Raw genomic sequence first — 13,285 nt, forward strand, 5'->3', positions numbered from 1 at the left:
GCTTCCGCGCAACCGGCGTGCGGTCTTCGAGGGAGATAGTAGGGAGTAACCGGCCTGCTGTCGTATGCCGAGTTTCAGCTATCCTATAACTTTTGGTTAATCGCCCCGCGCGCGGGATTCGCGGGAGGAGGAAGGATGCGCTTCAAGCTGCGGCAAATGGAGGTATTTCGCGCCGTGATGCTCACGGGCTCGATCAATGCGGCCGCGAGAATGCTGTACGTCTCGCAGCCGGCCGTGAGCAAGCTCGTGTCGCACACCGAAACCACGCTGGGCTTGCGTCTGTTCGAGCGCACGAAGGGCCGGCTGATTCCGACGGCCGAGGCGCAGGCGCTGTTTCGCGAGGTCGAGCAGGTCTATCAGTCGGCGCTGCGCGTCGACGAATTCGCGCGCGCGCTCGCGCTCGGCCCGGCGAGCCTGTTGCGCGTCGCGTGCAGCCCGTCGCTCGCGACCGCGATCGTCGCGCCGGCCATCGTCGAGCTGAAGCGCAAGCTGCCGGGCTTGCGGGTCGACTGGCACACGACGCTGATGGCCGAAATGCCGCTCGAAGTGCTGAGCAAGACCGTGGACGTCGCGGTCACCTCGATGCCGATCGAGCACGAGCATCTCGACGTCGTGCCGTTCATGCGCGGGCGCATGGTCTGCGTGCTGCCGCCCGGCCATCCGCTCGCGGAACGCAGCAGCATTGCGCTCGCCGATCTGACCGCCGAGCCGATGATTCTCTTCAGGCGCGACATTCCGTTCGGCACGACCATCGTGCGGGGCTGCCAGCATGCCGACGTCGAACTGACCTCGGTGGTCGACGTGACGCGCGCCGATCAGGCGCTGGCGCTCGTGCGCGGCGGCCTCGGGCTCGCGATCGTCGACGAATTCGCGGCCGCCGAGGGCGATTGCATCGTGCGGCCGCTGACCGAAAACCTCGAAATGACTTCGACCTTCGTCTATTCGAAATTCTCGCCGCCGACCCGCAACGCGATGCTGCTGATGCAGGCTATCTACCGGCGCGCCGAGCAACTGGGGCGGCAGATCGGCAGCATGCCGGACGACACGGCCTAGCACGGCACCTCACGGGCACACGGGCGCACGGTTGCGCCCGCTCAAAACACGCCGCTGCGTGCATCGGCGCCCTTGCGGTAGTCGCGGTTCGTCTGCTCCGGATTGCGGTTCACGAGCGGCCGCGCATACAGCGGATGATGCAGGCTCCGCACCTCGTGTTCGAGTTCGAAGCAACGCGCTTTCGACGACGGATCGACGATCTCGGCGAACCGGTACTGGTGCGGCTCTTCTCCGTAAGCCGTGCCGTACTCGACGAGGCGCGCATAGGGCTCGGCAAAGCGCGCGGCGTAAACGGCGATGTGATGCCCGTCGTAAGGCGGAATCGGCCCGGACGTTTCCACATACAGCAGTTGCTGATGCGTTCCCACGTCGATCACCGCGCAGGGCGAGCCGCCCTGCTCCCGCGTGGCGACGTTCGCATGGAAGACGTCCGCATAGAAACGCGCGATGGCTTGCGCGCTGCCAACGGGCACGTCGAGCTTCACGTATGCCATGCCGAGATCGATTTGCGACCACGGCGCGTCGGCGGGCCGGCTATGCGGGTCGAGACACTCGTAGCGATTTCCCCAGGGACAGGTCACGTCGATGCAGCCCGCGCGCTCCGTCCAGCCGAACCCGGTGCCGGCGAGCAGCGGTTTGACCGCTTGCAGACGCGCCAGCAGCGCGTCGAGTTCGCCGACCACGAGGCCGACGCTGCCGCGCAGGCACTGTGCCTTGCCCTGCGGCAGGTGGATCTGCGAGCGGCCGATGTTGATCCACATGTTGTTCACGCCGGTCATCAGGAACGGATCGCGCGTGAGGCCGAGTCCGCTGACGTAAAACGCCGTCGCGAGCACCTGGTCGGGAATCGTCAGATTAATGTGTTCGAGCAGGATCAGATTACCGGTGTCGTCGTGCGCGTAGGAGTGTTCCATGAGATCGGCCTTGCGATTGTTGAACGAGTCTATGACGGGAAACATGCGGGAAATTATGCCTCAGCATTGCCCGGCACCGAATTGGACGCGTCCGGGCAATATCGAAGACCGGGTTTCGGGACATGAGAATCCGCCCACGTATTCTTTCGCTTGAAAGCCTATTCATACGAACTGCTATTTATTTTCATCTGCCCGTTATTCGACGATGAAAACATTATCCCGATGTCGTCGAACGGACGTTCCATCTCTCCGAATTGCCCTGCTCACGGCACGCCAGGCCTGTTCCCTGTCAGACATTAGAACAAACATATCGGGCGTCTTACGCCGGCATGGATAAGGTTTTTGCAAGCATTCGCAATTGTCGAAGCAAGTATTTATTCACCGTATTCCTTACGATCCTGATCTACGCGTTGCATGTAAATGAATGTCACAGGCTCGACACGAATCCATTTCTAGAATGAAGGCGCGGGACTGGTAAAGGCCACGCACAAGCGCGGAACCGAGGCAATAAAACCTTGATTGCAAAGGAATGACCAACATGGAACAAACGGTAGCCGCATCTTCCCTGGGGCGTGTCACCACGAAGTCGGTTCAGGACTATATCGACGAATGTCCGATCTGGCCCGACGGCACCCGCCTGACCTCCACGCCGATGACGGCGATGCAATGGCGCATCTGGTCGCTCGCCGCGGCCGGCAAGTTCTTCGAAGGCTTCGTGGTGTTCATGACGGGCGTCGCCTTGCCGCTGATCTCGCGCGAGTTCGGCATCGGCGCGGCGCAGAACGGCCTCGTCTCCGCCGCGAGCCTCGTCGGCATCCTGGTCGGCGCGCTGGCGCTCGGCGGCATGTCCGATTACTTCGGCCGCAAACGCATGTTCATCATCGAGATGATCCTGTTTTGCGTATTCCTCGTGCTGCTGACCGTCTGCGCCAATTTCATCTCGCTCGTGGTCTGTCTGTTCGGGCTCGGCGTCGCACTCGGCTGCGACTACCCGACCGCGCACATGATCATCTCCGAGAGCATTCCGAGCGCGAGCCGCGGCAAACTCGTGCTCGGCGCGTTCGGCTTCCAGGCGCTCGGCGCGCTCGGCGGCACCGCGGTCGGCTATCTCGTGCTGTCGATCCTGCCGACGATCGAGGCATGGCGCTGGATGTACGCGACCGCCATCATTCCGGCGGTGATCGTCACGCTCGGCCGCTTCTTCATCACCGAAAGCCCGAGCTGGCTGCACGTGCGCGGCGACGTCGAGGAAGCCGAGCAGGCCGCGCGCCGGCTGCTCGATCGCCAGCCGCAATACCCCACGCACATCGAGCTGCCGCGCGAAGCGGAAAGCGCCGAAAGCCACGGCGATTCGAAGTCGTTCCTCACGCTGTTCTCGAAGCAGAACCTGCGCGCGACGATCTTCTCGTCGGCGCCGTGGTTCCTGCAGGATCTCGGCACCTACGGGATCGGCATCTTCACGCCGACGATCCTCGCGATCGCGCTCGGTAGCAAGCCGGACCACGTGCGCAGCATCAGCGATCTGATCATGAACGACATCCTCGCCGCGAAGGGCGCGGCGCTGACCACCACGCTGCTGATCGTCGGGATTCTGTTCGCCGTGATGCTCGCCGACAAGGTCGGCCGCGTGAAGCTGCAGGTCTTCGGCTTCATCGGCTGCGCGGCGGGCCTGTTCGTCGCCGCGCTGTCCGGCAGCTTCGACGGCAACACCAAGACGACGCTGATCTTCGCGGGCTTCATGCTGTTCAACTTCATGACCAACATCGGCCCGAACGCGCAGACCTATCTGCTCGCGGGCGAAGTCTTCCCGACCCGGATTCGCGGCGCGGGCGCGGGCTTCGCGGCGGCGGTCGGCAAGGTCGGCGCGATCATGACCGCGTTCCTGTTCCCGATCCTGCTCGCCACGATCGGCACCAGCACGCTGCTGTACTGCCTCGTCGTGACCTCGCTGTTCGGCGCGGTCGTCACGTGGATCTTCCGGATCGAGACGACCGGCGTGAACCTCGACCGCATCGGCCAGTAAATGGGCCAACCCGTCGGCCAGTAAAGCGGTCGACAAGCAGCCTCATACCATCACGAACACCCGCGCTGGCCCGACGCGGCCAGCGCGCTTCGATACACGACAGAGGACACGATGAGCGCAGCACAACGCAACCAAACCGTCGCGCGCATGACGGCCTGCCTCGCCATGGCGCTCGCCGCCGCGATGCCCGCCGCGCACGCGCAGCAGGTGACGCTGACCGAGACCGGCTCGACGCTGCTCGCACCGCTCTTTTCGACCTGGAGCGAGGCCTACGCGAAAACGCATCCGGGCGTGCGCATCAGCGTCGGCGCGACCGGCTCCGCGGCCGGGATCGAGCAGGCGATCGCCGGCAAGGTCAACATCGGCGCCTCGGACGCCTACATGTCCGACGCCGACGCGATGAAGCATCCGCAGATCATCAACGTGCCGCTCGCGATCGCCGCGCAGACGGTCAACTACAACCTGCCGGGCCTCAACGACACGCATCTGAAGCTCGACGGCCCCACGCTCGCCGGCATCTACACCGGCGCGATCCATCAGTGGGACGCACCGGCGATCGCCGCGCTGAATCCGGGCGTGCATCTGCCGCATCACGAGATCGTGCCGGTGCGCCGCGGCGACGGCTCGGGCGATACGTTCGTCTTCACGCAGTTCCTGACGTTCTCGACGCCCTCATGGGAAAACTCGCTCGGCTACGGCACCACGGTCGACTGGCCGACGGTATCGGGCGCGGTTGCCGCAACCGGCAACGCCGGCATGGTCAACGCCCTGAAGACGACGCCGTATTCGGTCGGCTATATCGGCGTGAGCTACGCGAAGGACATCGCCGCAGCCGGGCTCGGCACCGCCGCGCTGAAGAACGGCGCGGGCGAATTCGTGCTGCCGACGAAGGCGACGATCACCGCCGGCGCGGCCTCGCTCGGCGTGCGCACGCCGCCCGACGAGCGCCTGAGCCTCGTGTTCTCGCCGGCCGCCGGCACCTATCCGCTCGTGAACTACGAATACGCGGTCGTGTCGACGAAGCAGCCGAGCCCCGAGCTGGCCGCCGAGATTCGCAAGCTGCTCGAATGGTCGATCGTACCGTCGGATGAAAACGCGGCGTATCTCGAAGCCGTGCATTTCATTCCGCTGCCGCCGCATACGTGGGAGCTCAGCATCACGCAGATCGAGTCGATCAGGTAAGCGCCATACCGCCACCGCATCGCGCCTGCCTCACCACTCGAAGCCCCTTTGCACGACACGGCGCCTCATGCCTGCCCGCGCTCGCGCGGGCAGGCATCCCTTCATGCGGGACCTTTTCTGTTTTCTGTCCGATACGATGAACGACCTCGCCAACAGCAGCAACGAACAGCAATCCGGGCGCCATCACTACCGCTTCCATCTGCCGCACGTTCACCTGACCTCGGTGTTCGGCGACGACTGGTTCGCGCTCAAGGCCGAACAGTTCGCGCGATTCTTCGGCACGCCGACCTTCCTCATAGGGCAGACGGTAGTCGTGCTGGTCTGGATGATCGTGAACCTCGCCGGGTGGACCAAGTTCGACGCGTATCCGTTCATTCTGCTGAATCTGGCCTTCAGTCTTCAGGCAGCCTACGCGGCGCCGCTGATTCTGCTCGCGCAGACGCGCCAGGCCGATCGCGACAAGATGCATGCCGATGCCGATGCATTGCACCGCGAAGCGTTGGCGCAAGCGAGTTCGCAGCGCCAGGAAGCGATGGCGCAGCAGACCGCGCAACTGGTCGCGCTGCTGGAGCAGAACACGGCACTCACCACGCTGACCAAGCAGTTGAGCGAACGCATCGAGGCGCTCACGGTCGAGCTGCATGCGAAATTGTCGCCCGTCACGAAGTCCGATCACTAGGCTGCGCGAGATCGACCGAACCGTAGCAGATAGCCCCCACGTATTCGACACCCGACGAACCGCGGAACAGAACGCCTCGTTTCCGCGAACAGATTGCATCGACCGACAGGAGCCCTATCGATGAGCGAGCATGACACGAACCCCACGAACGCCGACGCAACGCTGCATCAGCGCCTTCAGGCCGACCTGATCGACAGCTGGGACGAAGAGCTGGAGATGGAACTCGACGACCAGCGCTTCGGCGTACCCGGCACGTCCGACGACGCAGCGCGCACGAGCCGGCGGCATTATTTCCGCGAACTGTTCCGCCTGCAGGGCGAACTGGTCAAGCTCCAGGACTGGGTCGTCAAGACGGGGCACCGCCTCGTCGTGGTCTTCGAGGGACGGGACGCGGCCGGCAAAGGCGGCGCGATCAAGCGCATCACGCAGCGCCTCAATCCGCGCGTGTGCCGCATCGCCGCCCTGCCCGCGCCGACGAGCCGCGAACGTACCCAGTGGTATTTCCAGCGCTACGTCGCGCATCTGCCGGCCGCCGGCGAAATCGTGCTGTTCGATCGCAGCTGGTATAACCGCGCCGGCGTCGAACGCGTGATGGGTTTCTGCACGGACGAGGAATACGAGGAGTTTTTCCGCTCGGTGCCCGAGTTCGAACGGATGCTCCAGCGCAGCGGCATCCAGATCCTCAAGTACTGGTTCTCGGTCACGGACGACGAACAGGAAATGCGCTTCCAGGCGCGCATTACCGATCCGCTCAAGCAATGGAAGCTCAGCCCGATGGACCTCGAAAGCCGCCGTCGCTGGGAAGCGTATACGCACGCGAAGGAAGTCATGCTCGAACGCTCGCATATCCCCGAGTCGCCGTGGTGGGTAGTCGACGCCAACGACAAGAAGAGCGCGCGCCTGAACTGCATGCACCATCTGCTGAACCAGGTGCCGTATCTCGAGACCGAGCACGCGGCCATCGATCTGCCCGCGCGCGTCCATCACGAAGACTACATTCGCCACCCGGTCCCCCCCGAGATGTACGTGCCGAACATGTACTGAACGGTAGTCGCCATACCGCGCCCGTTGATGGCGCGGTATGCGCCGGTTCTGCACGATCTGTCAGGCTCTCTTGCAGCGCGGCCTTTCACGAGGCTGCCGCTCGCCTCCTGCCTCTCATCCATCATCCGCCATTCATAAGGATTCCCATGGACCTCGCCTCGATCCACAAAAACGCCTTTGCGATGCCCGTTCATAACCCCGCTTATCCGCGGCCGCCGTATCGCTTCATCAATCGCGAATACTTCATCATTTCCTATGAGACGGACCCCGACGCGCTGCGCGCCGTGGTTCCGGAGCCGCTGCATCCCGAGAACAATCTCGTGCATTACGAATTCATCCGCATGCCGGATTCGTCGGGCTTCGGCGACTACACCGAAAGCGGCCAGGTCATCTCGGTGCGCGACCAGCACGGGCATATCGGCAACTACACCCATTCGATGTACCTCGACGACGAAGGTCCGATTGCCGGTGGCCGCGAAATCTGGGGCTTTCCGAAGAAGCTGGCGAGGCCGACGCTCGGCGTCGACGGCAACGACACGCTGCTCGGCACGCTCGACTACGGCACCCAGCGCGTCGCTACCGGCACGATGGGCTTCAAGCACGTGCCGCTCGACGTCGAGATCGAACGCAAAAAGCTCGCGGACACGCCGAACTATCTGCTGAAAGTGATTCCGCACGTCGACGGTTCGCCGCGCGTGTGCGAGCTCGTGCGCTTCTTCCTGCGCGACGTGAGCGTGCTCGGCGCGTGGTCGGGTCCGGCCGCGCTCGAACTGCATCCGCATGCGTTGGCGCCCGTGGCCGATCTGCCGGTGAAGCGCGTGGTCGGCGCGCGGCATGTCATCGCCAATCTCACGCTCGATATCGGCGAGGTCGCGCTCGATTATCTGGTTCCCGTGGAGAGCGTGAAGCTCGCGGCCAATCTGTAACGCTTCGTGAATCAACAAGATCAAGAAGATCAACAAGAAGGAAAACGATATGTCATTGAACAATAAAGTCGCGCTCGTGACCGGCGCGGCAAGCGGTATCGGCGAACAATGCGCCTACAGGCTCGCGAGTCTCGGCGCGGCGGTCGTGATCGCCGACCTCAATCTCGACAACGCCCAGAAGGTGGCCGCCAGCATCGTCGCCACGGGCGGCAAGGCGCTGGCCGTGGCGATGGACGTCACCAGCGAAGCAGCGGTCAATGACGGGGTGGAGCGTGCGGTGCAGGAACTGGGCAGTCTCGACGTGCTGGTGTCCAATGCCGGCATCCAGATCGTCGCGCCCATCGAAGACTATGCGTTCGCCGACTGGAAGAAGATGCTGGCGATCCACCTCGACGGCGCCTTTCTCACCACGAAGGCCGCGATCCGGCACATGTACGCGAGCGGCAACGGCGGTTCGATCGTGTATATGGGCTCGGTGCACTCGCATGAAGCGTCGAAGCTGAAGTCGGCCTATGTGACAGCCAAGCACGGCTTGCTCGGGCTCGCCCGCGTCGTGGCGAAAGAAGGCGGCCCGCGCGGCGTACGGGCGAATGTCGTGTGCCCCGGCTTCGTGCGCACGCCGCTCGTCGACAAGCAGATTCCCGAGCAGGCGAGAGAGCTCGGCATCTCCGAAGCCGACGTCGTGAAGAACGTCATGCTCAGGGAAACCGTCGACGGCGAATTCACCACGGTCGAGGACGTCGCCAATACGGTAGCGTTCCTCGCGAGCTTCGAGTCGTCGGCGCTCACCGGTCAGTCGGTGATCGTCAGCCACGGCTGGTCGATGCGATAAGGGGTACGTATGACCGGTACAAGAAAAATCGGCGTGCAGCCGGAGGTGTTCCCGCTGCCGCGCTACGACGAAATCGCCCTGGTGCTGCAAGGCGGCGGCGCGCTCGGCTCCTACCAGGCCGGCGTCTACGAAGGCCTGATGCAGGCGGGCGTCCATCCCGACTGGATCGCCGGCGTGTCGATCGGCGCGCTCAACACGGCGATCATCGCCGGCAACGCGCCGGAACACCGCGTCGAGGCGTTGCGCGGCTTCTGGAATTCGATCTGCCATCCGGCGGACTGGCTCGGTGGCCTCGGCAGTTGGGCGCTGCCCCGCATCGGGTTGCAGGATCTGTCGCGCAAATGGGCCAGCATCTGGGCCGCGGGCCGCGCGCTGACCGAGGGCCAACCCGGCTTTTTCGCGCCGCGCTTCCCCTTGCCCGTCGCGGGATTCGAAAAGAAAAGCCCGAGCGGGGTCAGCTACTACCACACCGCCGAATTGAAGAAGACGCTGTTGCAGTTCGCCGATTTCGACCGGATCAACGACGGCGAGATTCGCGTCTCGGTGGGTGCGGTGAACGTGCGGACCGGCAACCTCGTCTACTTCGACAACACGAAAATGCGCCTGACCCCGGAGCATTTCATGGCGTCGGGCGCGTTGCCGCCGGGATTTCCGGCCGTCGAGATCGACGGCGAGTACTACTGGGACGGCGGCCTCGTCTCCAACACGCCGTTGACCGAAGTGCTGCGCGATGCCGAGCACAAGGACACGCTGGTCTTTCAGGTGGACCTGTGGAGCGCGAGCGGCAATACGCCCGGCGACTTCCTCGACGTGTCGGAGCGCGCCAAGGACATCCAGTATTCGAGCCGCACGCGCGCGATCACCAGCATGCTCGCGGAGCGCCAGAAGCATGCGCGCTTCATCAAGGAACTCCTTGCGCATGTCCCGGCCGAGATACGCAAGACGGACCCGCTGTTCCGCCTCGCCGAACAGGCCGCCGACGGCAGCGCGATCAACGTGGTGCACCTCATCTACAAGAACAAGCCGTACGAGGGTCACTACAAGGATTACGAGTTCAGCATGGACACGATGCAGGAGCACTGGGAGAGCGGTCTCGACGACATTCGCGCTTCGTTTGCCCATCGGGAGTGGTTCGATGTGCCGAGCCGCGAACAGGGCTTCGTGACGCACGATGTGCATCGGCCCTCCGGTTCGGTTCCGGAGTCCGAACGAAGCGTGCCTGAACTGGTGCTGCATACGGAAAGAAAGGACGCGGCCTGAGCGGAGTTGGCGCGAGGCGTCGGCGGCAAGACCGGTGCTGCGGCAGCCGGTCGCGGACGCTTCGATATCCGCTTTGACATTCGCTTCGACGTCAGCGTCACTTCGGGCCGCGATCGCCCAAGCCAGGGCGATCGCGGGCCACGCTTCGAAGCCAGCCCAACAGTCAGGATAACTGGAGATGAGCCGGTGGGCCGTTCCATGAAAACGGTCCACGTCAATCGGCTATGCGAGAATCACGCACTATTCCCATCGGCCAGGCGAGCGACAGCCATGAACCCACCCCTGATGAACCTGACGGCCCCCCAACTTTCCGGCGACGCGACACTCTGGTTTTCGGCCTACGCCTTCGGTTGGGGATACTGCGCCTTCGCGCTCCCTGCCGAAACGGTCCGCGAAAAACTCGGCGCGGCGAACGAGACGCCGAAGCAATTGATGCTCGCGTTCGAACTCGGCAAGCGCCGGCTTTTGCAAGCCGTCGAGCAGAAAGTACTGCCCATTACCGGTGAACGGATCACGCTGTCGAGCGCCGATCTCTGACGGCGGAGCGGACCGGCGCGGCGGCGGCGCGCTTCAAGGGCTTCGGGCGATCCCGGCGCTTCAGGCAGGAGCCGAAGGGAGATCAAGTCTCACACACCCCGCCGGCCCCTACACCCGCTTATCGCCTCGTCCCTCGCCGCATCCCCTGCCTCACCGAGCCGCTTCCGAAACCGCCGCGATTTCCGGCGCAATCCGCGCCGTATTCAGTGTATGCCGCGCGATCATGCCTTCCTCGTCGGTCGGCACGCGCAGCGCGAGCACCCGCGACAGATGGGACGAGATCACCCGTTCGTTGGCATGGTTGCGCGCCTCGTCGATCTCGACGCCGATCCACGCCATGCCGGCCAGCACCCGCTCGCGAATCGGCGCCGCGTTCTCGCCGATACCGCCCGTAAACACGATCGCATCGAGCCCTTCGAGCGCCGCTGCGAGCCCGCCGACTTCGCGCCGGATGCGCGACACGAAATAGGCGATCGCCTCGTTTGCCTCGGGACTCCCGGACGCCAGCAATACGCGCATATCGTTCGACACGCCGCCCGACAGCCCGAGCAGCCCCGAGCGCTCGTAAAGCATCGTCGAGATTTCCTGCGCATCCATGCCCTGCTGCATCAGATACAGCAGCACGCCGGGATCGACCTGGCCGCAGCGCGTGCCCATCGGCAGGCCGTCGAGCGCGGAGAAGCCCATCGTCGAGGCGATCGAGCGGCCGTCGCGCATCGCGCACATCGACGCGCCGTTGCCCAGATGCGCGACCAGCACGCGGCCCCGTGCATGATGCGGGTAATGCACGCGCAGATAATCCGCGATGTACTCGTACGAGAGCCCGTGAAAGCCATAACGGCGCACGCCCTGATAGAACAGCTCGCGCGGCAGCGCGAAGCAGTCGTTCAGAAACGGATGCGCGCGATGAAACGCCGTATCGAAGCACGCGACCTGCGGCACCTCGCCGAACGCCTCGCGCGCGGCATCGATGCCGGCGAGGTTGTGCGGCTGATGCAGCGGCGCGAGCGGCACGAGCAAGCGCAACTGCGCGATCACCTCGTTCGTGATGAGCACGGGCCGATCGAACAGCATGCCGCCATGCACGACGCGATGCCCGATCGCGCTGATGACCGCGCCGGCCATCTCGCGGGCGATCCATTCGATGATGGCCTGCAAGGCATCGACATGGTTCGGCGCGTCGATCGAGGCGTCCCACTGATGCTGCCCGTCGTCCTTCGCCTTGAAACGCGACGCGCCGCCGATCGCCTCGACGAGCCCGGTCGCGCGCCGTCGCAGTCCGTCCACGTCGTAGAGCGCGAACTTGATCGACGAGGAACCGGCGTTGAGCGTGAGCAGCGCGGCGCCGGCGGTGTCCTGCCGCAGTGCGGCGCTCATGACAGATTCTCCCTGGCGTTGTCCGCCGTCACGTCCGCGGCCATTGCGTCCGCGGACGTCACCGCGCTCGTGCCTTCGCGCCGCCAGTGGTCGTAAAGAATCGCCACCGCGCACGACGCGAGGCGCGCCTGGTCGTTGTCGGCGCGGCTCGTCAGCATGACCGGCACGCGCGCGCCGACCACGAGCCCGGCCGGCTGGGCGCGCGAGACGAACGTCAGCTGCTTGGCCAGCATGTTGCCCGCTTCCAGATTCGGCACGATCAGCACCTGCGCCGCGCCCGCGACCGGCGACACGATCTTCTTCGTGCGCGCCGCGGCGGCGTCGATGGCGTTGTCCATCGCGAGCGGGCCATCGACGAGCCCGCCCGTGATCTGGCCGCGATCCGACATCTTCGCGAGTATCGCCGCATCGAGCGACGAAGGGATGCTCACGTTGACCGTCTCCACGGCCGAGAGCACCGCCACACGCGGCAACGGCACGCCGCACGCGCGCGCGAGATCGATCGAGCTCTGCACAATGTCGGCCTTGGTCGGCAGATCGGGCGCGATGTTGATGGCCGCGTCGCTGACGAAGAGCGGATGATCGAGCGTCGGCACGTCGAGCACGAACACATGCGAGATGCGCCGTCCCGAGCGCAGGCCGCCGTCCTTCTTCACGACGTGCGCGAGCAGTTCGTCGGAATGCACGTTGCCTTTCATGATCGCGCGCACCTCGCCCGCGTGGACGAGCTGCACGGCCTTCGCGGCAGCCGCCTCGTGATCGGCCGCGTCGATGACGGGCACCTCGCCGAGTGCTTCGCCGCACTCCGCCGCCGCTTCTTCCAGACGCGCCCGCGCGCCGATCAGCACCGGCGTGATGAGGCCGCGGCGCATCGACAGCAGCGTGCCGCGCAGCGAGTTCGGATCGTCGGGCCACACGACGGCGGTCGGCAGCGGCGGCAGACTCGCCGCGATCTCGATGAGCCGCGTGAAGTGATCGTGCTGGTCCATCAGCAGCGCGGGGCGATCCGCTTCGTTGGTCACGACGCGATGCAGCGGCGCGAGCACTTCCGCGCGGCCTTGCGCGACCATCTCGCCGTCGACCACCTCGACGCGGAATTCGAGCATCGCGCGCGGACGCTCATGCTTCTCGAGCACGCGCACCGTCACCCGCAACGTATCGCCGACGCGCGCGCGCTCGCCGAATTCGAACTGTTGCGCGAGCAGCAGCGTGCCTGCGCCCGGCAGCAGATTGCCGAGCACAGCCGAGACCAGCGAGCCGATCCACATCGACGGCGCAACCGTGTCGCTCTTGCCGTCGCCATCGACGTCGATGCCGGGCATATGCATCGGATTCAGATTGCCCGACGCATGCGAGAACAGCACGATGTCGCGCTCCGCGACGACGCGCTCGACGACGGCTTCGTCGCCGGCATGCAGTTCGTCCCAGGTCCTGTTGCTGTGGCTTTCTTCCATGGCG

General features: G+C 64.9%; 12 protein-coding genes. 9 read left to right on the forward strand and 3 right to left on the reverse strand.

From position 1 onward, the window contains the following. The first annotated feature begins 135 nt into the window (after window positions 1-135). On the forward strand, window positions 136-1,053 hold the full coding sequence (locus tag F3J19_RS22355) for a LysR substrate-binding domain-containing protein (protein WP_167046172.1): 918 nt from the start codon (window positions 136-138) through the stop codon (window positions 1,051-1,053). A 41-nt stretch (window positions 1,054-1,094) separates the two neighbouring features. Here F3J19_RS22355 and F3J19_RS22360 read toward each other — a convergent pair whose 3' ends face one another. Continuing rightward, window positions 1,095-2,012 carry a glyoxalase/bleomycin resistance/dioxygenase family protein gene (locus F3J19_RS22360; protein WP_240159140.1) on the reverse strand — a complete coding sequence of 306 codons (918 nt, stop codon included), beginning with the start codon at window positions 2,010-2,012 and terminating at the stop codon, window positions 1,095-1,097. Window positions 2,013-2,505: 493 nt separating this feature from the next. Here F3J19_RS22360 and F3J19_RS22365 point away from each other — a divergent pair, with 493 nt between their 5' ends. The 8 genes from F3J19_RS22365 (at window position 2,506) to F3J19_RS32720 (ending at window position 10,450) form a co-directional block, all read left to right on the forward strand. Then, the gene (locus F3J19_RS22365; RefSeq protein WP_167046175.1) at window positions 2,506-3,990 is read left to right on the forward strand and encodes an MFS transporter; all 1,485 of its coding nucleotides are present in this window, start codon (window positions 2,506-2,508) and stop codon (window positions 3,988-3,990) included. Window positions 3,991-4,101: 111 nt separating this feature from the next. Further along, window positions 4,102-5,172: a phosphate ABC transporter substrate-binding protein PstS gene (gene pstS / locus F3J19_RS22370; RefSeq protein WP_167046178.1), complete on the forward strand. Its 1,071-nt coding sequence runs from the start codon at window positions 4,102-4,104 to the stop codon at window positions 5,170-5,172. Between the two features lie 103 nt (window positions 5,173-5,275). Then, complete coding sequence (locus F3J19_RS22375) at window positions 5,276-5,851, forward strand: DUF1003 domain-containing protein (RefSeq protein ID WP_240159141.1); 576 nt, start codon at window positions 5,276-5,278, stop codon at window positions 5,849-5,851. A gap of 120 nt (window positions 5,852-5,971) precedes the next feature. After that, window positions 5,972-6,895 (forward strand): polyphosphate kinase 2, encoded by a 924-nt coding sequence (ppk2, locus tag F3J19_RS22380; RefSeq protein WP_167046182.1) that lies wholly within the window; start codon window positions 5,972-5,974, stop codon window positions 6,893-6,895. A 146-nt stretch (window positions 6,896-7,041) separates the two neighbouring features. Continuing rightward, window positions 7,042-7,821 carry an acetoacetate decarboxylase gene (locus F3J19_RS22385; protein WP_167046185.1) on the forward strand — a complete coding sequence of 260 codons (780 nt, stop codon included), beginning with the start codon at window positions 7,042-7,044 and terminating at the stop codon, window positions 7,819-7,821. Between the two features lie 49 nt (window positions 7,822-7,870). After that, window positions 7,871-8,653 (forward strand): 3-hydroxybutyrate dehydrogenase, encoded by a 783-nt coding sequence (locus F3J19_RS22390; RefSeq protein ID WP_167046187.1) that lies wholly within the window; start codon window positions 7,871-7,873, stop codon window positions 8,651-8,653. 9 nt (window positions 8,654-8,662) lie between these two features. Next, complete coding sequence (locus F3J19_RS22395; RefSeq protein WP_167046190.1) at window positions 8,663-9,913, forward strand: patatin-like phospholipase family protein; 1,251 nt, start codon at window positions 8,663-8,665, stop codon at window positions 9,911-9,913. Window positions 9,914-9,919: 6 nt separating this feature from the next. Further along, on the forward strand, window positions 9,920-10,450 hold the full coding sequence (locus tag F3J19_RS32720) for a hypothetical protein (protein ID WP_240159142.1): 531 nt from the start codon (window positions 9,920-9,922) through the stop codon (window positions 10,448-10,450). A gap of 150 nt (window positions 10,451-10,600) precedes the next feature. Here the strand turns inward: F3J19_RS32720 and F3J19_RS22405 are convergent, their stop codons facing one another. Both F3J19_RS22405 and F3J19_RS22410 read right to left on the reverse strand, forming a co-directional pair. Continuing rightward, a complete protein-coding gene (locus F3J19_RS22405; RefSeq protein WP_167046193.1) occupies window positions 10,601-11,827 on the reverse strand; it encodes an acetate/propionate family kinase in 1,227 nt (408 codons plus the stop codon). Next, window positions 11,824-13,281 (reverse strand): bifunctional enoyl-CoA hydratase/phosphate acetyltransferase, encoded by a 1,458-nt coding sequence (locus F3J19_RS22410; protein ID WP_167046195.1) that lies wholly within the window; start codon window positions 13,279-13,281, stop codon window positions 11,824-11,826. The genes F3J19_RS22405 and F3J19_RS22410 overlap by 4 nt, the downstream gene beginning before the upstream one ends. Between the last annotated feature and the right edge of the window lie 4 nt (window positions 13,282-13,285).

The sequence above is a fragment of the Burkholderia sp. Ax-1724 genome (genome assembly GCF_011752995.1).
In the GTDB taxonomy this organism is placed as follows: Bacteria; Pseudomonadota; Gammaproteobacteria; order Burkholderiales; family Burkholderiaceae; genus Paraburkholderia.